Origin of the sequence: Halocynthiibacter styelae, assembly GCF_016123485.1 — a bacterium.
GTDB classification, from domain to species: Bacteria; Pseudomonadota; Alphaproteobacteria; order Rhodobacterales; family Rhodobacteraceae; genus Halocynthiibacter; species Halocynthiibacter styelae.
Window position 1 is genome coordinate 133,450 of the sequence record NZ_JADCKQ010000009.1, and the last position, 23,262, is coordinate 156,711.

General features: G+C 52.1%; 19 protein-coding genes. 5 read left to right on the forward strand and 14 right to left on the reverse strand.

The window, feature by feature from the left end:
- Window positions 1–213 precede the first annotated feature (213 nt).
- Both H1D41_RS12745 and H1D41_RS12750 read right to left on the reverse strand, forming a co-directional pair.
- Window positions 214–2,592 carry a 1-deoxy-D-xylulose-5-phosphate synthase N-terminal domain-containing protein gene (locus H1D41_RS12745; RefSeq protein WP_228849266.1) on the reverse strand — a complete coding sequence of 793 codons (2,379 nt, stop codon included), beginning with the start codon at window positions 2,590–2,592 and terminating at the stop codon, window positions 214–216.
- Between the two features lie 11 nt (window positions 2,593–2,603).
- Window positions 2,604–3,809, reverse strand: a complete 1,206-nt coding sequence (locus H1D41_RS12750; protein WP_228849267.1) for a methionine gamma-lyase — start codon at window positions 3,807–3,809, stop codon at window positions 2,604–2,606.
- A gap of 114 nt (window positions 3,810–3,923) precedes the next feature.
- Here H1D41_RS12750 and H1D41_RS12755 point away from each other — a divergent pair, with 114 nt between their 5' ends.
- Window positions 3,924–4,385 (forward strand): Lrp/AsnC family transcriptional regulator, encoded by a 462-nt coding sequence (locus H1D41_RS12755; RefSeq protein WP_228849268.1) that lies wholly within the window; start codon window positions 3,924–3,926, stop codon window positions 4,383–4,385.
- Between the two features lie 353 nt (window positions 4,386–4,738).
- Here H1D41_RS12755 and H1D41_RS12760 read toward each other — a convergent pair whose 3' ends face one another.
- The 3 genes from H1D41_RS12760 to H1D41_RS12770 all read right to left on the reverse strand — a co-directional run bounded on the left by H1D41_RS12760 (window position 4,739) and on the right by H1D41_RS12770 (window position 6,945).
- Window positions 4,739–4,978 carry a hypothetical protein gene (locus tag H1D41_RS12760; RefSeq protein WP_228849269.1) on the reverse strand — a complete coding sequence of 80 codons (240 nt, stop codon included), beginning with the start codon at window positions 4,976–4,978 and terminating at the stop codon, window positions 4,739–4,741.
- Window positions 4,979–5,050: 72 nt separating this feature from the next.
- A complete protein-coding gene (locus tag H1D41_RS12765; protein WP_228849270.1) occupies window positions 5,051–5,911 on the reverse strand; it encodes an SDR family oxidoreductase in 861 nt (286 codons plus the stop codon).
- Window positions 5,912–5,985: 74 nt separating this feature from the next.
- On the reverse strand, window positions 5,986–6,945 hold the full coding sequence (locus H1D41_RS12770) for an alpha/beta hydrolase (protein ID WP_228849271.1): 960 nt from the start codon (window positions 6,943–6,945) through the stop codon (window positions 5,986–5,988).
- Window positions 6,946–7,091: 146 nt separating this feature from the next.
- Between H1D41_RS12770 and H1D41_RS12775 the strand changes: the two genes are divergently transcribed.
- A complete protein-coding gene (locus H1D41_RS12775) occupies window positions 7,092–7,682 on the forward strand; it encodes a TetR/AcrR family transcriptional regulator (protein WP_228849272.1) in 591 nt (196 codons plus the stop codon).
- Between the two features lie 74 nt (window positions 7,683–7,756).
- Here H1D41_RS12775 and H1D41_RS12780 read toward each other — a convergent pair whose 3' ends face one another.
- The 3 genes from H1D41_RS12780 to glyA all read right to left on the reverse strand — a co-directional run bounded on the left by H1D41_RS12780 (window position 7,757) and on the right by glyA (window position 10,774).
- Window positions 7,757–8,719: an alpha/beta fold hydrolase gene (locus H1D41_RS12780; RefSeq protein ID WP_228849273.1), complete on the reverse strand. Its 963-nt coding sequence runs from the start codon at window positions 8,717–8,719 to the stop codon at window positions 7,757–7,759.
- 336 nt (window positions 8,720–9,055) lie between these two features.
- Window positions 9,056–9,403: a hypothetical protein gene (locus H1D41_RS12785; protein WP_228849274.1), complete on the reverse strand. Its 348-nt coding sequence runs from the start codon at window positions 9,401–9,403 to the stop codon at window positions 9,056–9,058.
- Between the two features lie 105 nt (window positions 9,404–9,508).
- The gene (glyA, locus tag H1D41_RS12790) at window positions 9,509–10,774 is read right to left on the reverse strand and encodes a serine hydroxymethyltransferase (RefSeq protein WP_228849275.1); all 1,266 of its coding nucleotides are present in this window, start codon (window positions 10,772–10,774) and stop codon (window positions 9,509–9,511) included.
- Window positions 10,775–10,881: 107 nt separating this feature from the next.
- On the opposite strand from glyA, the gene H1D41_RS12795 reads away from it, so the two are divergent.
- The 3 genes from H1D41_RS12795 to H1D41_RS12805 are packed head-to-tail and all read left to right on the forward strand — an operon-like array spanning window position 10,882 to window position 13,340.
- The gene (locus tag H1D41_RS12795) at window positions 10,882–11,769 is read left to right on the forward strand and encodes a LysR family transcriptional regulator (protein WP_228849276.1); all 888 of its coding nucleotides are present in this window, start codon (window positions 10,882–10,884) and stop codon (window positions 11,767–11,769) included.
- A 7-nt stretch (window positions 11,770–11,776) separates the two neighbouring features.
- Window positions 11,777–12,373, forward strand: a complete 597-nt coding sequence (locus H1D41_RS12800; RefSeq protein ID WP_228849277.1) for a Mu transposase C-terminal domain-containing protein — start codon at window positions 11,777–11,779, stop codon at window positions 12,371–12,373.
- Window positions 12,360–13,340 carry a TniB family NTP-binding protein gene (locus H1D41_RS12805; protein WP_228849278.1) on the forward strand — a complete coding sequence of 327 codons (981 nt, stop codon included), beginning with the start codon at window positions 12,360–12,362 and terminating at the stop codon, window positions 13,338–13,340. The genes H1D41_RS12800 and H1D41_RS12805 overlap by 14 nt, the downstream gene beginning before the upstream one ends.
- 434 nt (window positions 13,341–13,774) lie before the next feature.
- On the opposite strand, the gene H1D41_RS12810 is transcribed toward H1D41_RS12805, so the two are convergent.
- The 6 genes from H1D41_RS12810 to H1D41_RS12835 all read right to left on the reverse strand — a co-directional run bounded on the left by H1D41_RS12810 (window position 13,775) and on the right by H1D41_RS12835 (window position 23,195).
- Complete coding sequence (locus tag H1D41_RS12810) at window positions 13,775–16,252, reverse strand: DUF6923 family protein (protein ID WP_228849279.1); 2,478 nt, start codon at window positions 16,250–16,252, stop codon at window positions 13,775–13,777.
- A 46-nt stretch (window positions 16,253–16,298) separates the two neighbouring features.
- Window positions 16,299–17,699, reverse strand: a complete 1,401-nt coding sequence (locus H1D41_RS12815; RefSeq protein ID WP_228849280.1) for a UDP-glucose dehydrogenase family protein — start codon at window positions 17,697–17,699, stop codon at window positions 16,299–16,301.
- Between the two features lie 242 nt (window positions 17,700–17,941).
- The gene (locus H1D41_RS12820) at window positions 17,942–19,375 is read right to left on the reverse strand and encodes a mannose-1-phosphate guanylyltransferase/mannose-6-phosphate isomerase (protein WP_228849281.1); all 1,434 of its coding nucleotides are present in this window, start codon (window positions 19,373–19,375) and stop codon (window positions 17,942–17,944) included.
- Between the two features lie 127 nt (window positions 19,376–19,502).
- Window positions 19,503–21,089 (reverse strand): glycosyltransferase, encoded by a 1,587-nt coding sequence (locus H1D41_RS12825; protein ID WP_228849282.1) that lies wholly within the window; start codon window positions 21,087–21,089, stop codon window positions 19,503–19,505.
- Window positions 21,090–21,092: 3 nt separating this feature from the next.
- The gene (locus H1D41_RS18415) at window positions 21,093–22,514 is read right to left on the reverse strand and encodes an HlyD family secretion protein (RefSeq protein WP_228849283.1); all 1,422 of its coding nucleotides are present in this window, start codon (window positions 22,512–22,514) and stop codon (window positions 21,093–21,095) included.
- Window positions 22,515–22,580: 66 nt separating this feature from the next.
- Window positions 22,581–23,195 (reverse strand): response regulator transcription factor, encoded by a 615-nt coding sequence (locus H1D41_RS12835; protein WP_228849284.1) that lies wholly within the window; start codon window positions 23,193–23,195, stop codon window positions 22,581–22,583.
- Window positions 23,196–23,262 lie beyond the last annotated feature (67 nt).

The following is a 23,262-nucleotide window of genomic DNA, read 5'->3' on the forward strand; positions in this document are numbered from 1 at the left end:
TCGGCCTGCACTGGCTTGGGGCTAACATTCAGATGGTACAGGTCTGCTACACACTCGAAGTCAGCCACAGGCAGCTTTGGGCAGTTAGTGAACTTTGCAAAGTATGAGGAATGGTCCAAAGCTCTAGTTGATGGACCAAGGCTTCGGCGCTATGTCATTTTCCCAAAGCAGCCGTTCGATTATTTTCACAATATTTTCGGAGGGTCATTGATCTTAGTCAGCTACGGGTACGCTGCAGGAGAATTTGCGACCATAGGACAATTCGCTGGCGGATTGTATCAGGGCTTCGGCATCGATACGGAAATGCCGATACATGTCGGCGATGGTGCCGGTTTGACCAAAGTGTTCAACTCCATGCGAAACGGTTTTATGTCCGTGAACCGAACCCAGCCAGGACAGGGTCGCCGGGTGGCCATCAATCACTGTGATCAAGGTGCAATGGCGCGGCAGGTCTTCCAGCAAGGTTTCGATGTGGGCCTGTGCGTCAATCACACCATTGGCACGGGCACGTTGCGCTGCGGTCCAGCCTGCGTTCAGGCGGTCGGCCGATGTGACAGCCAGAACACCTACGTCGCGACGGCCTTGTGCAATTGCCCCGGCTGCTTTGATGGCTTCAGGCCCAACGGCCCCCTGGTAGGCGATCACAACTTCACAATTTGGGCCTGGCTTGCGCAGCCAATAGGCGCCATCAATCGCTCCCTGACGGAAGGCATCATCCACGCGCTTGCCCGGTTGTTCAATCGGGTTGGTCGTCAGGCGCAGATAGACAGAACCGCCGGTTTCATCCCGCAACCAGGTGCGTTCATCCGGGTCGCCTTCGCCGTCCTTCTGCATGTGTTTGAACGCCCATTCCATAATGACGGAAAGTTCATCTACGAAAGCCGGCTCAAACGAGGCTAATCCATCCTGTGCCATGCCAATCAGCGGGGCGTTGATGGATTGATGTGCGCCACCTTCCGGGGCAAGGGTCACACCGGATGGTGTCCCGACGATCATAAAGCGCGCGTCCTGATAGCAGGCATAGTTCAGCGCATCGAGGCCACGGGCCACAAAGGGATCATAGACCGTGCCGATGGGGATCAGGCGCTTGCCAAAAATTGAATGGGACAGGCCCGCAGCTGCGAGCAGCAGGAACAGGTTCATCTCAGCAATGCCCAGCTCAATATGCTGGCCTTCCGGGGCGAATTCCCATTTCGCGGTGGACGGGATGTTTTCCGCCTTGAATGTGTCCGCCTGATGGGCGCGCGCAAACAGTTTGCGACGATTGACCCAAGGCCCCAGATTGGTTGTGCCGGTTACATCAGGGGATGTGGTCACGATGCGTTGGGCAAGCAGGCTGTCGCCTTTGGACAGGTCATCCAATATCTTACCAAAGGCCATCTGCGTGGACATTTCGCGATCTGCCGTCAGCGACAGCTCCGGCACATCAATCACGTCATCGGAATATCGGCGTGTGCCTTTGGAAAAGAACGGGGCATTCCTGAGGGTATTGTCGAAAGCAACGCGGTCCGTGATGGTTGCGTATTTGTCCCACTCCTCTCCCTCAGCCACTCCCATGTGTTTTTGCCAGGCTGCCATCTGGGTTTTGTTCATCAACCCGCCGTGGTTGTCTTTGTGGCCTGCAATTGGTGTGCCCCAACCCTTAACGGTATAAGCCAGAAAACAAACGGGTCGGTCGTGATCAATCGCGGCGAATGTATCCGCCATTGTGGCCACGCAATTCCCGCCCAGGTTTTCCATCAAAGCAGCCAGCTCTGCGTCGCTGCGCTTTGCGATCAACGCGGTGACATCCCCCTGGTCCCCCAATGTCTCCATCAGTCGTTCACGCCAGACCGCGCCCCCCATAAAGGTCAGAGCTGAATACAGCTGGTTGGGGCAGTTATCGATCCAGTCCCGCAGCTTTTCACCGCCGGGTTCTTCAAAGGCCGCACGTTGCAAAGCGCCATATTTGACACGGACAACATCCCAGCCAAAGGCATCAAAGATCTTTTCAACCCGTTGAAACAGGCCTTCGCGCACAACACCATCCAGGGATTGGCGGTTGTAATCAATGACCCACCAGCAATTGCGCAGGTCGTTTTTCCAGCCCTCTTGCAGGGCTTCATAAATATTGCCTTCATCCAGTTCCGCATCGCCAACCAGGGCGATCATGCGGCCCATATCCTGATCCTTACCCCAGGATTTCGCCTGAATGTAATCCTGAACGATGGAAGCAAATGACGTGATCGCAACGCCAAGACCAACTGAGCCGGTAGAGAAATCCACATCGTCAATGTCTTTGGTGCGTGACGGATAGCTTTGCACCCCGCCAAGCCCGCGGAAGTTTTCCATTTTCTCGCGGGTCTGATTGCCCATAAGATACTGGATCGCATGAAAGATCGGTGACGCATGAGGTTTCACCGCAACCCGGTCTTCCGGGCGCAAGGTGTGAAAATACAGTGCCGTCATGATCGAGACCATAGAGGCCGAAGATGCCTGATGTCCGCCCACCTTGATGCCATCAGCTTTCGGGCGAATGTGATTTGCATTGTGGATCATCCAGTGGGACAGCCACAGCAAACGTTGCTCAATGGTTTTCAGATCATCATGCATGGTTGCGCTCCTTAAGCTGCTTTGCTTGCGGCTGGTTTCGGCAGGGCCTGCACAATATCGGCGATCACATCATCGATGCCTTCAAGCCCGATCGAAAGGCGTACAAGACCTTCGCTGATCCCATGCAGGGCGCGTTCTTCGGGGGTGTAGGTCGAATGGGTCATGCTGGCGGGGTGTTGCACCAGGGTTTCCGCATCGCCCAGAGACACAGCGCGTGTGATCATCTTCAGCTTGTTCATCATGGTGCAGCCCGCGTTGTATCCGCCTTCCAGTTCAAAGGCGATCATGCCCCCAAACTGCGACATCTGACGCGTGGCCACATCGCGTTGTTCAAAGCTCTCAAGGCCAGGATACCAGACCTTTTGCACGCCATAAGACTGTTCCAGCATCGCCGCCACTGTGGCCGCGCTGGAACAGTGACGATCCATGCGCAGTTCCAGTGTTTTCAAACCCCGCAGGATTAGCATTGCATTGAAGGGCGCCATCACTGCACCGGTCATATCTTTCATACCGTACAGGCGGATTTGAGTGACCAGTTCTTCGGATCCCACAAGAAGCCCGGCAACAACATCACCATGCCCGCCAAGATATTTGGTGGCGGAATGCAGAACAATATCCGCCCCATGCGTGATGGGCTGTGTCAGATAGGGTGTCGCGTAAGTGTTGTCGACCACGACATAAGCGCTGTTGGCGTGTGCAATGTCTGAAACGGCCTGAATATCAACCAGACGCATATTGGGGTTCGCAGGGGTCTCAAAATACACGACTTTTGTCTTGTCACTGATCGCGGTCGTCAGGTTTTCGGGATTAGTCAGGTCCACATGCGTGACGGTAACACCAAATTTGGCCAGCCCATGCTGCATGAATGAGAACGTGCAGCCATATAGTGTTTTATCGAGAATAATCTCATCGCCTGGTGCAAGAAGGGTCCACATGGTCGCCGTGATCGCCCCCATGCCTGAAGCCAGAGCAAGACCTGCCTCTGCGCCTTCCAGAACCGCAATGCGCTTTTCAAGCAGGGTGCAGGTCGGATTGGAAATACGCGAATAAATGTGACCTGCGCGTTCACCTGCAAACATCTCGCCACCGGCTTCAGCAGTTTCAAAAGCGAAAGTCGACGTCAGATGCAAAGGCGGCGTCAAAGCGCCCTCATTTTCCATCGGATCATATCCGTGGTGGATTGCTCGGGTGGAAAAGCTTTCAGGGTGATTGCGCATGCTACGGCTCCGTTGATCAATAAGAGCAGAGTACGTGCCGGGAGTGATTAATTGTTGCTAAATTTTCCCTATTTCTGTCTAACATTGGCACAATCTGCCACGAATGGGTCAAAAATGGACGATAAAGATCAACGCATTATTCGGACTCTTCAACGTGAAGGTCGCATGACAAACCAGGATTTGGCCGCAGAAGTAAATCTTTCACCGTCTCCCTGTCTTCGACGGGTAAAGCTGTTGGAGCAAAGTGGTGTCATCAAGGGCTATAGCGCCGACATAGATGCGGAAGCCTATGGATTGGGCGTGACCGTATTTGTGCGCGTCAGCCTTGCTGATCATACCGAAGCCACGGTAAAACAGTTCGAAAGTGATATTGAGCGCGTGGATCAGGTCCTTGAATGCTATGTGATGACAGGATCCTCAGACTACCTGTTACGGGTTGTGGTTGCGGACCTTGCGGATTACGAAAAATTTGTGCGTCAAAAGCTTCATCCCATCGGTGGCGTGGCATCGTTAGACAGTAGTTTCGTCTACGGAGTGGTCAAAAAAACCAATGTTCTACCGATGTTAATTGATTGATCTCATCGCACGTCTGCCTTTTACGGAGGAACTTTGGTTGGCCAGACTGGCATATATTTACTGCCCGCTTACAATGCATATCTGGACAGAGGCACGCAGTTGAAATGCTGCTCATCCACGAGCCAAGACATGAATAAATGCAGTTCAACCTGTTATCGGAGAATTTTCCCAAATGCAGCAGTCAAATCTGCTTCCCATGGTATTCGCACGCTTCCCATGGTATTCGCACCAAGTGGCCGTCTGCTGAGCGGACTAAACTGCCATCCCAAATTTGGCTTAGAATGTCAGCATTGGGAGCGGCAATTTCTTTTTACTGTCCGTAGAGACGTTCAGCTTCATCCTTTTGCTTCGGATCACTCTACCCACTTCGGAGGTATGGCCATGAAGGTGACATTCACTTCCCCTTGCGGACCAAAGGCAACGGTGCTGGGGCGAACATCAGCCACGATGTCCTCTATGTCGTACACATCGCTCAAGAGAAAGACGCGTGCGCCCACTGCGATCACGATGAACGCTGTGAGGCCGAGCAATGTACGAATGATCCATTTACGTATGGATCTCTTGGGCTTGTCTTCCACAGTATCGACTTTCAAGAGACCTCTCTGTGACATGCCTTGTTGTTTGAGTTTTTCGGCATGGGTCTTGGTAGACCCCGTGCACATGGTTCAGGATTGATCAGCTTCCCGGCTTTCTGCCGGTGGCAGCAGCATCTTGGCCATCTGGTCCAGAAAGTCCTGGTGCGGCATGGTTTCAAGCATCGAGAGCATCATATCTGCATCCGCACCAACCGTGTTGTGGATGGGGGTGTCTTGCGTCACACATTCAAACACTTTCTCAGCGACCAGTTCCGGGTTAGGTTCAGAACCGCCTTGCGCCCGCATGTTGGCGCGGGTGGCCTCAATATGCTTTGAAATGGCATTGCCCCAAGAACTTAGAGCCTCGTCAGCATGAGCGTCTTTACGGACACTCGCACTCAGAAAGCCGGTGCCAAAGCTGCCCGGCGCAACGCTGCGCACGTTGATGCCAAGTGGCCCGTATTCATACGCCAATGATTCCGTTAATCCCTCCAGGGCGAACTTGCTAGCGGAATAGATTGAGACCATCGGACCCGCGAAAAAACCGGCTATCGACGTGATGTTGATGATGGCACCCGCCCCATTCTTCCGCATCATGGGCAAGACGGCGCGGCTTGTTGCCAGCGCGCCAAAGAAGTTGGTGTCAAACATTGCGCGGGCGTCCTCATCTGAGAATTGCTCGAACAGCGCAAAACCGCCGTAGCCTGCGTTATTGACCAGAGCGTGAATGTCACCAAAGGCGTCGATGCCTGCCGCGACTGCCTTTTCGATACTGTCTTGGTCGTTAACGTCCAGACGCTCGACAAGGACGTTTTCCAGTTCAGACAGATCTTCTTTTTTCTCAGGTGATCGCATCGTTGCGATTACGTTCCAGCCTTCATCGTGGAACTTTTTCACGATCAGGCGGCCAAAACCCGAGGATGCGCCGGTAGCGAGGATTGTTTGTTTCATCTTATGAATTCCAAATTCTTCGCCAAACGGGACAACCACAGTCGCAAGACCGCAGTTGCCCCGCCCAGTGGGGGTTAAACTGATTTTTTGTAGAAGCTGTCGACGGCATCCACGGCTTGATCAACGAATTGATCCTGATCATAGAGATCCATGTGCGACGCGCCTTCGATTTCGAGGTATTCCTTTGGCTCGGCCGCAATTTCAAAGACGTTCTTGTCCATATCCCGGGTTGCCGCTTCACTGCCCGCGATCACCATGAGTGGTTGTTGAAAATACTTGGCCTGCCCGACAAAGGTGCGGGCTGGATCGAGCGGCATCCCGATCAATGGGAACTCATTTGAATAATTCGGACAGGTGTCTGCGCCTACCCGGAAAAAATAGTAATCAATGGCTTCTCGCATCGCAGCCGGGGCCTGTTCGGGGGCTGGTCTGGGAAGGCCGCCGAAAATATCCGCCGTCGCGTATTCGCCTGCCTCATAGTAACGCTGCTTGCCTTCGGCCGCCGCTGCCATCAGCTGATCAATCGTTTCTTTCGGATATCCGCCAAACAGCAATGCAGCGGCGTCAAAGTTGCCAACGACCGTTGCGACAGCTTTCACCCGCGCATCACCAATTGCGACATTGCAAATATAGGGCGCACCAGCGCAAAGCCCGAGACCGAAGAAACGGTCGCGATCAACAAACGGCATGGTCCGTAGGAAGCTGATCGCATCCGTTGTGTTGGGGGCGGCGTTGTGAATGCTCTCATAGTTACGCACGTGACCCTCGCTATCTCCAAAGTTCTTTGGGTCAAATACAAGGAAAATGTATCCCTTCGCTGCCAATTTTGCGCCATAGACTGCGCCGGTCTGTTCCTTAACTTGGGAGCCGGGGCGAGTGTAGACGATCGTTGGATAAGACCCCGATGAAACAAAACCTTCCGGTAAGTAGAGATCACCGGCGATCTTGCTACCTTCACTCATGAAATGGACACGATTTTTGCCAGCCTGAAGCTGGGTTGCGTCAACGGGGATGTGGTGTGGTTTTATCATCATCGGGCCTCTGGGATGTTCATTTTACACTTTGTAGTGTAATGCAGATAAAAGTAGACAAGGTAAACTCGAAAGTGCAAAGAGTGGTTGGACCTCACGTTTGCCGTCATTGTCGACCAAACCTTGTTGAAACAGGAGCGCCTTCCAAAATGCCTAAAGGGCCTCAGAAGTTAGATCAGGTGGTTGAAGGAGCCATTGCCGAGTTTCAAGATGCTGGCGGCTTCGCAGCTGCGCACATGGATCGGATAGCCAACCGCGCAGGCGTCTCAAAACGCACGCTTTATAACTACTTCCCAAGCAAGGAAGCGTTGTTTGAAGAGATCATTCTGCGTGCAAGTTCGGTCTTTCAGGCGCAAGATGGCGTAGGCTTTGATCCAGCAGGTGATCCGCAAACCGAACTTTACGAGATGGCGATACGTCAGATTGCACCCTATCAGGATATTGGTCTGATACAGATGGCGCGGCTTGTCTTGGGCGAATGGATGCGCAATCCCGACCTTGTCGCCGGTATTGTGGGTCAACTTAATCGCACAAATGAAACACGCCAGTTCTTCAAAGATGCGGTGGTTGCCGGTGCGTTGAGTGAAGAAGCCGCCCAACGCGCCATTGACGACGTGAATGCCTTTATCAAGGGCAAATGCCTTTGGCCGAGCGTTCTATCCGGCAAGCCGGTTTCAAAGTCTGAGGCCGACCTCATCGCAAGCACAGTCAGCGATATGTTCGCAGCGAGATTCAGATAATCAGTGGACAAACCCGAGAAAACCGGGTTGTTGACCATAGCCTAAGACGTGTCACGCACGTATTTCTCTGTTGGTTAGTTGATTATCGAAGTGTTGAGGAACTGGAGTAGATCCTCAACACTTTGATCCCTATTTTCCATCATCAACATATGCCCAATCCCTTCGTACATCCTAAGTGTGGAATTGGGCAGTTCGCGTTGAAAGCGGTCTGCAAATTCGGGCCATGCGATGGTGTCCTTGTCGCCCCATAAGATCAATGATGGGATCGTGATCCGATCCAAATCTGTGACATAGGGTGTGTTGTCGATAGAATATGTTAACAGCTTTAGAGTCACGCCACGGTTGGGTGAGTATCGTTGTAGGCTCCAAATTTTGTCGGTGTAAGCCTCGGCGTTAAAGGAGGCATCATAGAAATAGCTTTCCACTCCGTCCCGCATGTCTGACCTTGCACCGATATATGTAAACAACACCTCTCCCCACCAGGTGCCCGCCATGGAAAGAACGTCTTTTTCGGTCTCGGATATTCTATCCACGCTTGGCCTAAACCCGCCGGATGCAACAAGTATCATTGCTGTAGGGTCGTTTGGGTATTCCAGCACATATCGGACCACACTGTCCCCACCGAATGAATGCCCTGCGATGGCAAAGTCATTGATCTCAAGCACATCTATCACATCTTTGATAAATACAGAAAATCGGATCGGCCCATAATCTTCTTCTGGCAGGGGGGCGGTCAAACCATGGCCGGGCAGATCAAAACGCACGATACGATACTGCGCTTCCAATGCAGGCACCCAGACATCCCAATCCCCAATTGAGTCCCCACCACCATGGACAAAAACCAACGTTGGGCCATTTAGGTTGCCCTCAACCTTATAGTTAACCTGCATTCCATCTGGAAGGATCAGAGTTTCAAATGCGTATTCGGAAAGCTCATCATAGGACAAACTACTCGAATAGTTACGGCTGAGCCAAAGACCAGCAGTCACAAGCAGGATTGTGCAAATGCCGGTCAGAATTTTCAAAAACTTGGCCATGGGTTGGATGCCTTTTGATCCGTTGGTTTGCGGACCATCTCCGCACTGTCGAAGTGGCCTTTTGCGATCCAGACTAGTTAGGTGAAACGTTGAGTTCGGCCGGGTACAGATACGCGTATCCGGTCGAAGCTGAAACAACGTCTACGCCAACAAATGTCGGGTCTACCAGACTGACAAGCGTCGCTTCAGGATTACCGCGATGGGTAAATGCACGGATCGTGGTCCCTACCGGAAACACGCATTCGGTGACCAGAAAATCAGTTATCCTAGCAACTTCAAACACTGATGCCATTGCCAAATCATCTGCTATTTGGCGGCTGTCATCGGGGATTTCCTCTAAATGTAGTCCTGAACGCCATGCGCGGGTATTCCGCCACGCGCTTTAACCGACCCAGCAACAGGCAAGGCATGATCCGCTTTAACAAAGTGACGTCCCTGTTCATATCCCAGTGCCTGCGCAAGACGGGGAACTTCGATCAGCTCTGAAGAAACAACACCGCCTGTTGGTTCAAGTTCAGGAAAACACTGTGCCAACAATGGCGCAAGGTCGCGCCAGTTTTGCTCTGCCTCCTGAACCTGTGCAGGTGACACAGGCACATTCGCGTCCGAAACAGACCCCATTGCCGTGTTAATCCACATCAAAGGGGTACCCGCCCGAAGGCGTGATTTGAGTTTCTCGGTCATTGTACGGATCTCGTTTATTTGATGCGTATTTTGTTAGAAGGGCTCTGCTGATAAAAAGCAGCAGAGCCAAGTATGTAGTTCGTACATAAAACTACAAGGGAGTATTTATGCGTCGTAAGACGGATGCGCCTTGCAAAGCTGGGCAACCGCATCATTACAACGTGCAACCGTTGCATCGGTGTCACCCGCAGCTTCGGCCTCAACCAGATCAGCAATCATATTGCCCAAGGCTTCGAATTCTGCCTCTTGCATGCCGCGCGTTGTTGCGGCACCGGCGCCCAGACGCAAGCCGACCCATTCTGGTGGACGTGGACTGTCGTTCGGGATCGCGTTCTTGTTGGCGGTAATGTCAGCCCGTTCAAGAACCACTTCAGCACGTTTGCCAGTGATACCCTTAGAGCTGAGGTCAACCAAAACCAAATGGGTGTCTGTCCCGCCAGAAACGAGGCGCAAACCACGGTTCTGCAGAGTTTCCGCAAGCTTTGCAGCATTCGCTTTGACCTGTGCGCCGTAGGCTTTGAACGCGTCGCTCATGGCTTCGCTCAAACACACTGCTTTTGCGGCCAATACTTGGCTGTGGATCGAACCTTGCACACCTGGGAACACTGCAGATTGCAGTTTTTTGAACCACTCTTCGTTGTTGGTCAGGATCAACCCACCGCGCGGACCGCGCAGAGTTTTCGTCGTGGTACAAGTCACGATATCGGCGTGTGGGAACGGGCTTGGGTGAACGCCAGCGGCAACCAGACCTGCGATATGCGCCATGTCTACATGGAAATATGCGCCAACTTTTTTCGCGATCTCGGCCATACGGGCAAAGTCGATTTCACGTGGGTAAGCAGAACCACCGGTGATGATCAGCTTTGGCTGGATCTCTTCAGCTTGTTTTTCCAGCGCGTCATAATCAATGACTTCGCTTTCAGCATCCACGCCGTAGTGGTGTGGTTCAAACCAACGACCAGAAAGGTTCGCTTTTAAACCATGGCTCAGGTGACCACCGGCGGCCAGATCCAAAGACAAAACCTTGTCGCCAGGCTTTAGCAACAAGAAAAACACAGCAAGGTTTGCCTGGCTACCAGAGTGTGGCTGCACGTTGACATAGTCACAGTTGAACAGTTCTTTTGCGCGATCAATCGCGGCCTGTTCCACGACATCAACAAACTGCCCACCACCGTGGAAACGGTTGCCAGGATATCCTTCCAGGGTTTTGTTGGTCATCGCGTGACCCAGGGTTTCAAGAACCGCGCGGCTGACGATATTTTCAGAGGCGATCAATTCGATCTGATCCTGCTGACGGGCCTCTTCGTTTTTCAGAGCCTCAGCGACAACTGGGTCGGTCTGGGTGAGAGCGTTTGAGAAATGCTGCGACATGGGGATCTCCGATTGGTTCATGTTTTGGCAACAATCTGTGAAACCCCCTGTTCAACGCAAATCAGTATTGCTATTATTTTGATGTAGAAAAAATAAGGCTCGAAAATATGTCTCTTAGCCCTGCCCGCCCCAAAGGGCCACATCTGAACGCACTGCGTGCTTTTGAAGCGGCCGCACGCCTTGGCAGTTTCACCGCCGCAGCCGAGGAATTATCGGTCACACCAGGGGCGGTAACCCAGCACATCAAAACCCTAGAGGCATGGGCTGAAACCCAGCTTTTCGTGCGCAATGCGCGTGGTGTAAAACTGACGCCCCTGGCCGAAGAGTTGCTACCAGGATTCACTCAAGCCTTTGACCAGCTTGGATTTTCCGTTCACGCCCTGCGCAACAAAGCGACACCACAAAAGGTCAAAATGGCAGCACTTCCAGCGATTGCACAATTGTGGCTGGCCCCGCGTTTGGGTGCATTACGCGAAGTGGCGCCTGAAATTTCAGTATCTGTCGTGGCGATGGACACGCCCCCAAATCTGGTCAGAGAGCCGTTTGACATGACGCTGTTTTTCTCATCAGATCCAATTGGCAAAAACGAAGCCAAAATCACCGGAGACCGGATTTTTCCCGTTTGCGCCCCTTCGGTTGCCGCGCGCCTAAATGATATCACCGACCTGCCGAAAGAAACCTTGTTGCATGATGGCGCCTGGGGCACGGATTGGGACATCTGGTTGAAACATCAACCCGATGGGGGATCTGTGTTGCAAACCGGCACAACACATTCTTTGTATTCGATCGCCCTGGAAGAGGCCCGCCATGGCGGGGGGGTTTTGATCGCGCATGAAGCCTTGGTGGAGAAGCATTTAGAACGCGGTGAACTGGTCCGCCCTTTTGCAGCCTCTGTCGACCTGCCGCGCCACATGGTTGCCAATATGGCGCCAACATTCCATGCCTCAGAAACCTTTCAGAAAATCGCATCCATCTTGCTGCCGCCCCAGCCCTAATCACACTTTGCCTACCCTGCGCCATGCGCTTGGGATCACTCTGCAACGGATTTCCGGGCGGCACAGCATTCTGGTCTGCGGCATTAACTACCACGGGCATGAGCTGGATCTGCACTTCAAGAAATTTGGCGGTCAGGAGCTGGAGGTACGGGTCGATCCGGAGGATCTCAGCCATGTCTCTGTCTGGCTCGAAGATGCCTGGTATACGCTGCCCGCCATGATGGACGGTGTCGAGGGTGTTCCCTTTGCCCTCTGGGAAAGCATGATGTTTGACCTGCGCCAGAGCAATCGCAATGCGACCACCATTGATCAGGATATGATGGATCGTGCGATGGCCCGGATCCGTGAGCTTGACGCGGAGCAACGCGCCCTGCGTCGTCTCGGACCAGTTCAGGTTTCCGCTTCCGACATCCGGCGGGCGGAACATGAAACCTTCCTGGGCCTGAAGTTCAGCTCAGGCGCAACCACCAGCATATCACAGGACGAAGAGCTGCTGAGCGACACGCTCTCAGCCATTGCCTCTGCCCCAGCTCCCCATGATCCGGAAGTGGCGCAACCGGAAACCACCTTCGAAAACCGGATCTTTATTGATGAAGACGAGTAAGTTCAGAAACTGCCCAAAGGTCCGCGAAATCATTAAGGATCTGCGTTCCACATACATGCCAACAGACGGGTTCCGCGCCCTTTCAGACCGGTTCGACATGCTCCTTGATCAGAGACGTGCAGACATCAAAAACGGGGTTCAGTCCAATGTACGCGGCATTGTCCTCATCGGACAATCCGGTGCCGGGAAGACCTCTGCGATCCGGGAACTGGTCAATCGTAACCGGAACAAAATGGCGACCGATCCGCAGGAGGATATCTGCGAGTTCATCAGCCTGAAGGTCCCGTCCCCCGCGACCATGAAGTTTGTCGGAACCTCCGCGCTGCATGCGCTGGGGTATCCGATCAGCAGCCTCAGATCCGGACCTGCAATCTGGGATATGGTTTATCGTCAGCTTTATCTGCGTCAGGTTAAGTTTCTGCATTTTGATGAGGCCCAGGATCTTGCACGCAATCAGACCGACAAAGAACGCCAGTCCCTGGTCAACACGCTGAAGTCTGTCATGGAAAATATTGTCTGCCCCACCGGACTGATCCTGTCCGGCATGCCGGAACTCAAAACCATCATGAACCAGGATGCACAGCTTGCAAGGCGTCTGTATCCGGTGGAGCTCACCAGGCTTCATGAAATAGGTCATAGTAAGCCTGTCATCAATCTGGTGCAGTCTTACGTCAGATGCGCAGGCATTCGCGCCGGTGGGGAATTGCAATCCGATATATTTGCGCAACGTCTGATGCAAGCTGCAGATTACGAGTTCGGTCTGCTGGCCGAGCTAACTGTTCAGGCAATCACCGGAGCACTGCTGGAGCGCGGCCTTGATACAGAGCTTTCCCTGCGGGACTTCGCCAATGTCTTCCGGATCCGCTCTGCAGCCACCGAAGGCCTCAATCCCTTCATCGCCGAGAACTTCAAAAGAATTCAGCCACGTCAGGTCCTGGGAGGAACGCATAATGCCCCACATCCTTAAATCCTGCCTGCCATATATCCCCGGAGAAACCGGGGCCAGCTACGCCAGCAGACGGGCGGCACTATTTCATCAGTCCCCGCGCGATTATTGCTCAGACTTTGGCATGCGCTGGCCTTTCCTGTGTTCAGGAAAGGCAGATCAACTGGACCGCCTCGCGATGCTGAGCGGAGAAAACAAAGATCAGATCATATTGTTCTGTCCCCAGAAACTGGGGATTGGCAAATATCGGGTGGGCAAGACCACGTCGGGATCAGGTGTTTTTGGGCAGATAGCAACCTTTGCAAAGTCACGCGGATGGCCCGTACTGGACTTTGACTGGCAATTTGGATGCTGCATTGCAGCTTCACCAAAGCCGACATGTCACATTTTCAATGTGTTGTGGTTTCGCGTTCCCGATGGTCGGCCTGAATGCCCATAGTATGATGAAGAATGGGTCAGATCATCAGCCCATCCGTCACGTCGACTAAGAAAGCTGTCTCAAGATTGGCGTGATCTTCGATGACAATCGTAAGCCCTTCGATCGCAATGGTTACCCCAATGTTGCTGTCATAACTGACACACGTGGCAAGCCAGTCTTCAATATTGGTGCCATCGCTCAGAAGATTGAGTCCACGCAAGTCAATCCGGTCATTTTCGCCACCGTCACATGTAAAGTCAGTAATGATGTCCTGACTGCCATCAAGATCGCCAGTCCGGAAAACGAACGTGTCATGCCCTGCGCCGCCAGTCAGAATATCGCTGCCGCTGCCGCCATAAATCTTGTCCTTCCCCTGACCGCCGTCAACGATGTCATCGCCGGAATGCGCATTGATGTAATCGTTGCCATCACCGCCATTGATGACATCGTTCCCGCTGCCGGATTTAATCCGGTCATTCCCCTGACCGCCACTGACAATGTCATCACCTGACCCTGCATCGATGACATCGATACCAGATCCCGCGTCGATAGTGTCATCACCGGATCCACCTTTTATGGTATCATCACCCTCGCCAGCTGACAGTGTATCGTTCCCGGAACCACCATTCAGCAGATCGTTCCCGTCACCGCCAAACAGAATGTCATCATGCTTACCGCCATAAAGTTCATCGTCACCATCATCACCGCTGAGCCAATCTTTTCCGCTCCCGCCACTTAAAGTGTCATTGCCGATGCCTCCGGACAAAGTGTCATACCCGGCGGAACCATCCAGGATATCATCCCCTTCGCCGCCGTATAAAACATCATCATCTTCCGACAATGGATTTCCAAACTGATCAAAGCGGTTTCCGTCATCGTCATAGAAGGAAACGATCCCACTGGCTTCACCACCAGGGCCTGCGCCACCGTAAATAACGTCGTCTTCAACGCCACCTGCTATAGTGTCTCCCAGGGATGCGCCGATAAGGGTGTCATCACCCAAACCTCCGTAGATTTCATCGGCGCCACCCTGACCGTTGATCGTGTCATCATAAGTTAAGTCCGGGTTGATGGTTGGGATCAGCTCAGGTGTGCGGATCAGCACAGAAACAAAAACATCAACCTCTGTGAACGGGTCAATGGCGCGTGGGTCGAGGGCCCCGTCATTTGAATAAGCCTTAGGTGAAGCCGCCACCAGACGCAGATATTTGATGCCGGTATCAGGATCGGTTTCGATGCGGTAAATACCACCTGAGGTGCCTGTGCTGTCATCCATATCATGATCACCGCCGTTCCCACCTGCGTAGAGATTGCCATCAGCGTCAATCATTAACGCACCAAATGTCAGGGCAGGCATACCGTCTTTCATTTCACCGTCAATCAAAGTGCCATCAATTTCAACCGATGAAAACTCGGGTACGCCACCATCAGAAACTGCGGATATATCGATCGTGTATAACTTGCCTGGAGCGCCTTCCTCACTGGGTTTCACAAGGCCATAGAAACACTGGTTGGCTGCGTCATAGGCCACGTCCCACATTTTATCCGTGATCATATCTTTGGGAAATTTGAAGGTTGTGGAAATCGGATTGCCGTCGCCATCAAAACTGTCAACATCAATCATAGTCACGCGGTCCATGCTGGAATGGAACGCCCAGAGATTACCGCTGTCATCAAAATCAGCAGTCCAGGACCGGTAGGGCGTGGATCCCATAGAATAACTGTTACCTTCGGCATCCATCATCACAAGGTCAGCCTTTGCAACCGCGTTCCCAAGTGAATCCGTGCCATCTGCCACCGCAATGCCGTAGATCATGTCATCTTCCATATTGAAGCCGATCGCGTTGATTTTCACGGTCGCTTCCGTGCCGGCCTCTGCGTAGGTTTCGGTTTCAGGATCAAAGACATGCAACTGCCCTTCGATCACCTGGTAGATGTTGGTCTGACCTTCAGCGAAGGCTTTGACGGTTACAGTCTGCCCTTCGACTTCCATGTCTTTGTCGTAGTGGAAAACCGGACCATCGGTATTGATTGTCGGGCCTGTTGGTTCAGATGTGCTGTCCGCAGATCTGAAAGTCAGTTCGCCGGTTCCACCTGTGCCTGTGAAGGAAACTTCATGGGCTTCAAACACGGCGCTATTCGTGTCAAAGCTGTCAATGACCTCACCATTCCAGATAACTTCAACCGCGCCACTGATTGTGCCTGAGCCATAATTTGCGGCCAAGTCAAAGTTGATGCTGTAATTGGTGCCGTTCTGCGTCTCTACGGTTTGGCTCATGGAAATATGACCATCTGCACCCGTGCTGACATCCCACGCACCATTTTCACCGTATTGGGAAAAACTGGTGGCCCCCTCACTGCCCTCTAAAAGGTTTTCGACCACATAGTCCCCGTGGATGGTATCCGCGCGATCCCCACCTGTGATCTGATCATTCCCGGCAAGGCCTATAATGAGGTCCTCTGAAGCAGTGCCTTCCAGCGTTTCTGATGTGTTGTTTCCGATAATATTTGGCATGATATTCTCCGATTAGGCGATGTTCCGGGTTGTTTTCTGATGGGGGTTACCAACCAATTCCTTCATAATTTTCAGCACATTCCGTGACTGAACTGATGCGAACAAGATCCAGAACCGGACGCTTGCCAGCCCGGGCTACGGCACGGCGGTAGGTGTCATTTGCATGTGTCACGATCAATGCGTCTGATTTTTCCAGAACATCACTGATGTCCTCTTGCAGCATGTCAGGCAGATCGGCGACCAGCGCTTGCAGGCCTGGACTTCCGTGCCGCACGTACCCCATCTGGCCGGAAACCGGCGTGTCAGAGGTGATCGCCATGTCATGTGCGACGACTTTAATCCCCTCAGCGGTAAGGGCCGCCATGACTTCAAGTATAGGGCTTTCGCGCAGATCATCTGTGCCAGGTTTAAAGGCGATGCCCAAAACCCCAACCCGTTTCGCACCGGTGCGGCGTACCATTTCGATGGCGGCCTCAATATGGGCTTTGTTTGTGCGATCCAGAGATTGAATCAGAGGCAAATCAACGCCCATATTTGAAGCGATATGAGCGACGGCACGGACTTCTTTTGGCAGGCATGACCCGCCATAGGCAAAGCCAGGTTTCAGGTAGCAGGCACTTATATTTAACTTCGTGTCTTGTACAAACACATCCATCACATCATGGCCGTCGACACCCAGGGATTTGCATAACCGACCGACTTCATTGGCAAAGCTGACTTTTGTCGCATGCCAGATGTTATCAACATATTTCACCATTTCTGCGGTTTCGATCGACGTTTCGATCACGTTTTCGTCCACGGGCAGGTAAATCTGGCGCATGATGTTGGCTGTCCTCGCGTCGGTTGTGCCAACCACGGTTTTCGGCGGGGTGTAGAAGTCGTCCACCGCAACACCTTCGCGCAAAAACTCAGGGTTGAAGCAGATACCAAAATCTTTACCCGCCACTTTTCCAGATATTTTCTCAAGGATAGGCGTCATAAGACCCAAAGTGGTGCCTGGCGGGACAGAACATCGCATGACGACGACGTGGAATTCTGTTTTCCGGGCCAAGCCTTTACCAATGGATCGTGCAGCGGCCTCGATATAGCTGTAATCACAGCCCCCATCCTTTGCGGTCGGCGTGCCGACAGACAGAAAGGTGACGTCAGTGTCGCACACAGCCTGGGTGAGGTTATCAGTGGTCGAAATAAGACCTCCCTCAACACCGGCTTCAAGCATTGTATCAAGGTCTTTTTCATGAAATGGGGCAACACCCCGGGCAATCTGTTCTAGCTTCACCCGATCAACATCCACCCCAAGAACAGAGTACCCAAGATCAGACAAACAGGCACAAGACACGGCACCAACATAGCCAAGACCCACAACACTGATTGCGGGTTTTTGCTGGATCGCCTGAAGGGCAACTGGGGTTGCACGGGTCATATCATGTTGGGAAATATTCATCATCTTCAGGTTCCTTATTCAAATAATGATTGATTTAAGAAAGAATAACCTGCTGTTTTAAAATGAACTTTTGGGAAAAGAATATGGAAAGAAGCAAAAGTTTTACTGTGCTATACTTTCGATATGACGGGCGTGAATTAAAGATATCCCTGGCCAAAACAAAAATCCCGCAAGCGGTACAGAACGCTTGCGGGAATTACCTGACAAGTAAGCTGAGGGGCGCGTCAGGCAATATAGTGCTCGATCTAAGCCACATGTTCCTCAATGCGGGCATATACATCTTCATAACGGATTAAATCGTCTTCCCCGAGGTACGATCCGGTCTGAACTTCGATCAAATGCAGATCCACTTTTCCTGGATTTTCCAGACGGTGTATTGCCCCCAGGGGGATGTAAACCGACTGATTTTCCGTCATGAGAGTGATGCTTTCATCTACAGTCACATTGGCAGATCCTTTCACCACCACCCAGTGTTCGGCACGGTGGACATGGCTTTGCAGGCTAAGGGCTGCCCCTGGCTTGACCATAATGCGCTTCACCTGAAATCGTGCGCTGAGGCTCAAAGTTTCGTAATAGCCCCAGGGACGATAGCAACGATCAAATTCATCGGCTTGGGGGGCCTCTTTTTCTTTCAGGGCCTGCAAGGCCTCTTTTACCTGTTCACTGTCCTCGGTACGCGCCACAAGGACAGCATCCCGGGTCGCAATTGCAGTGATCCCCTCCAGACCGATGCCAACGAGTTCTATATTCGTATCAACAGATCGCAGTTGCGTATCCGAACAGTTCAGTGCTGTCGTGTTGGCGCTTAATACATTTCCATCACGATCGCTGGGGCTGTCTGTCATCACAGATTTCCAGCTCCCAAGATCCGACCAACCGCAATCCAATGGGATTACCGTAAGCGATTCAGCCGCTTCCATCACTGCATAATCAATGGATATATCTTCACACCGCGCCCAGGCATCCGGGCCGAGACGTGTAAAGCACAGGTCTTCTTTGGCCATGGCAACAGCTGCGCGGCAAGGCATCAACAAAGCGGGGGATAGCTTCTCAAAAGCGTCAATGATTGCGTCGACGCGGAACATAAATATTCCGGAATTCCAAAGGTGCCGCCCGCTGGCAAGCATGGTTTCTGCCACATCAATTTGTGGCTTCTCGATAAAAGAACGCAACTCAACAGGTTCAGGAGTAAAACCTTCCAATGGCTTGGCAAGCCCCAGGTACCCATAACCGGTTTCAGCACGCACAGGGCGAATGCCAAACGTCACGAGCTTGCCCTCTGAAGCGGATTTTTCTCCAGCTTTAATTGCGGCCAAAAAGGCGTGCTGGTTCACTACGACATGATCTGAAGGCGCCACCAGTAATACGGCGTCAGGTGTGTCTTCATGCGCCAAAGCGGCGGCAAGGATTGCAGGGGCTGTGTTGCGACCAGTCGGTTCAATCATGATCGAACCAGGCGCCACGCCAATATCATCCAGCTGTTCCGCGGCGATAAAGCGAAAATCACTATTCGTCAGAATTGTCGGGGCCTCAAATTCAGGGCCAGAAAGACGCTGTGCTGTGGCCTGAAACAAGCTTTCCTCGCCAACCAATTCGGTGAATTGTTTCGGGTAGGCCTTACGGGACAAGGGCCAAAGGCGGGTACCGGTGCCACCGGCAAGAATGACGGGAATAATCATCTGTACATCTCCGTTTAAAATACTGTTTCTCACAGGATCAGTGTAGAAAGAGGAGGATTGATGATCTGCTGTGCCAAAGGTGATCTGACAGGGGAAATGGCGTAGTCATACGCCTAAAGGATAGGGGTTAAAAAGGTGAGGGCACCAGACCAATGTAGATCGCAAGGCCCAAAACAAACCCGCAAGCTGTTGTGAGTAATTGAAATTTCGCCATGCCATTTTGCAGAGACGCCTGGAGGCTTATCCCGCGTTCGGTTGATTGATTGCCCCGGTTTGACCAGTTTTGTTTGCTGAGGTGAAAGATCATATATACTTTCACAGCCGCATTGGTCACTTGATTGATATACAGAATGAAAGGCCAGCTCAGATCGATGGTGCGACTATATCGGAACAAGAACAGGCACAGCAAAATGCGGCTGGCGATCACCCAGATCAGGCAACTCCAGAAATATACGGGGTCTATGAATGACCCTAAAATGGCAAGAATAGGACTGACCAACATGGTCCACATGGCGATACGTTGATCAACAATACACCACCAGATAAAAGGGTTTACCTGTCGTGGCCCAAGGGCAATCGCACGGCGTCCATTGCGCAGCATATTGCCTGACCAGCGGCGAAAATTCTGCACCATGCGTTCGAAACCATTCTCTTTGATCACCTCGATCGTATAAACAGTAGCATCCGGCACATAAGTCATCTTTGCGCCACAGGTCAGCATGTAATACCAGGTCGATTTGTCGTCCCCCGACAGAAACCGAAACCTTCCCCAAAGCCAGTGATCCAGGTGGTCTGCCTCAATTGTGCGAATGAACCTCTCGGACATGATGTGTTTGGCACGAAACATCGACATGCGGCCGGTTAGGGTCAAGACTTTGTCAGACAGTGCATGACTTTGCATCGCCAAACGTCGCTGGGCAAACCGCATATTCAACCAGCTTTGGATCCAGGCCGGGCCGTAACAAATGACCTCTTCATTGGTGGTGAGGGCCTGAAGATCTGGATCCACACCAAACATCGGCATGGTCTTTTCCAGCACATCCGTACCGTAAAGCGCGTCTCCGTCCATGAAAATCACCAGATCATCAGCTTGCGCGCCCGCCCGATTGATTGCACGTAAAATCAAACCAATCGCCATGCGTTTTCCCGGCTGGTTCTGGCGCACGAAAACAAGCTGCGCGAGATCACCAGTGATATCTGCGGCGTGGGTTTCGACAAATTCACGGATGATCATTTCATCATAGGCGGACCCCGTTCCTATATAGAGCGTCGTCGGAATACCTTCGCGTTTAATTTGTGCCAAAATGGACCCGATCACACGTTTTGTAATGGCAGGCTCTTCAAAATAGGTGGTCATCTGAATGTGCAGATGGGGGGGGCGCCAGCCACTTTCCCAAAGCTGCGATGCACCCGCGCGCATGGCGGGCCATTTTGAACGCTGATAGATTTCAGCGCGGACCGCATGATTAAACCACCATCCAAAGCGCCATATGCCAAGCGTACCCAGGGTAATCGTGATATGCATTAAGTCAGGTTGGAAAAACCGATTGGACACGCCTGTCAGCAACCAGGCTATAACAAGGATCATGCAGCCCAGAATGAACAGCTGTAGCAAACTCCATTTCCGGAAGCCCTTTACCGCTGGCTTTGAAAACGCGCGCAGTCTTACGGTCAGATCTTTGTCAAAGCCATATTCTGTTTCAGGGCATGACATGACTTAGCGCTCCAGGCCAATCAAGGACCCAAAATCTGCCCAATCTTTCGACGCACTTAAGGTTACCGGGGCATTGGTGCGGAACGTGTGACGGGTTTGTGTCACATTCATATCATTAAAAGCGACAGATACAATGATCCCAAAGTCATCAGATATATCGGGATCGATACTGGCCTGAATATCGGAAATCGTCCCCATGACAGATCGCGTTTGCCCTGCTTCTGAAAACCGAATGCGAGATTGCATCCCAATATGAACGGTCTGCGACATCTCTTCACTCAGCCATGCCCGGACCATACGTGGACGGTTTTCCTCAATCGTGATCGCCAGCATGCCGCGCGCGATATATTGATCTTCAAATACGTCAATCTGCAGAATTGTACCTGCGGTGGTTGCCACAATATCGACTGCATCCATTGCATCTTTGTGATTTCCAAGTTCACGCTTTAAACGCCCAAGCGCATCGTTTTGAGCCTGAATTTCGACGTCGAGCCCGCGCAGAATATCATAAAAAGGCCCTTTTGCGAGGCGGGCAAGGTCATCAAAGTCACGAAGGTCATGCCAGGCATTGATGACGTCATCAAGATCCCGACCCGAAAAGAAGTTCCGGTCGTTAAGTGATGCGACTGTCTGATTGTAGGCCTGCAAAAGGACGCGACGTGTTGGGTCTCCGGTGTTCAGATGCACCTGACGTGTGTTCTCCAATGCCTGCAGACGCGTTTCTGCAGCGCTTATTCTGCCGCGAATATCTGTCAGCTTAGCATCATGTTCAGGCAGGTTCAGCCGGATCAGTGTCTGGCCACGCTGAACTTCATCCCCGATGGCCACAAGGATTTCATCCACATAGGCCGCGTCCGTGTTTCTGTGTTCAACCAGAGGGGCCACAACACGGGCATGCATCAGAGAAACCTGTGATATGCGGGTCCAGATTTGTTGACCTATCAGCCCAAAAACCACCACGCTGAGTATAAGATAAAAGGCGACATTCCAGATTACGCGCAGAAACTGGGGGGAGGCCCGTGCGGTGTCGCTGGCTTTTTCATCATCAGTTTCCCCCATTGGCACCAGATCAACGGGCGTATCAAGGCTGGTGATCATATCACCTGTGCTTACCATTTTTCCTGATAAAATTGAGCGGTAAAAAATTGCTAATGTTTCACGTTGTCGACCCGTCAGGTTTTTGAATTTCAGGTATGTGTCCTGTGTGTCGGTTTCAAACTCGACGAAAAACTGAATATCCACACCTTGAAAAGGGATGCTGAGCAGGCCTGACTTTGGCAGGATATCTACCGCTTCCGGGTAATCTATCCGGTCAAGGGACCAATGTTTTATTGTCACGATCTGACCTGCCTCAAGCGTAAGCTTAAGCGGGGCAGAGACTTGATAGGAAAGCTCTGACATGGGGCGTTCGTGTCGAACTTGCACAGCTATTCCCTTCCTGTCGTTTCCTCATTGGTGTGGTTAAATTGCAAATTCCCCTGGCGAGAGGGCCTACTCAAATTCAGCATCTTTTGCGATCAGCGCCGCTTGTGTTCGGTTTTTAGCGTTTAGTTTTTTGCATAGGGTGCGAACGTGAAGCTTGATCGTGACTTCCTGCAAATTCAGATCACGCGCTATTTCTTTGTTGGAATGACCCTGACACAAACCACGCAATACCTGACGTTCCCGCTGGCTAAGTTGTTTTGTGAATTCGGTTTCCGCTGTTTCACCTATATCCGCCATAACGTTGTGGGGTACGTAAGTTTCCCCGGCAACCATGAACCGCACTGCATTCATAAGCGACTTGGCCCCCATGGTTTTGGGGATGTATCCGACGGCACCTGCTTCTAATGCATCTTGTGCAATCCGGTTGGGCGCGGTTCCACTGAGAATTGCAAAGGATTGCCCGGGATGTTGCTTGATCGCGTCTTTCAAGCCATCCAAACCATTCATGCCTGGCATGTTAAAGTCCAATAAAACCAAATCAAACGGGCCTTTATTGGTCAAAACTTTCATCGAACTCATATAATCCGGTGCGGTGATAACCGCCGCCCGACCTTCGGTTTCAAGGTAGGCAGAAATCGAATCCCGCACCATCTCGTGATCATCAGCGATTAAAATACGCATTGGAAAATATCCTTTTTAATAAATATGGCATCGCCATTATATCCTTTAGGGTTGCGGTTATCCTAGC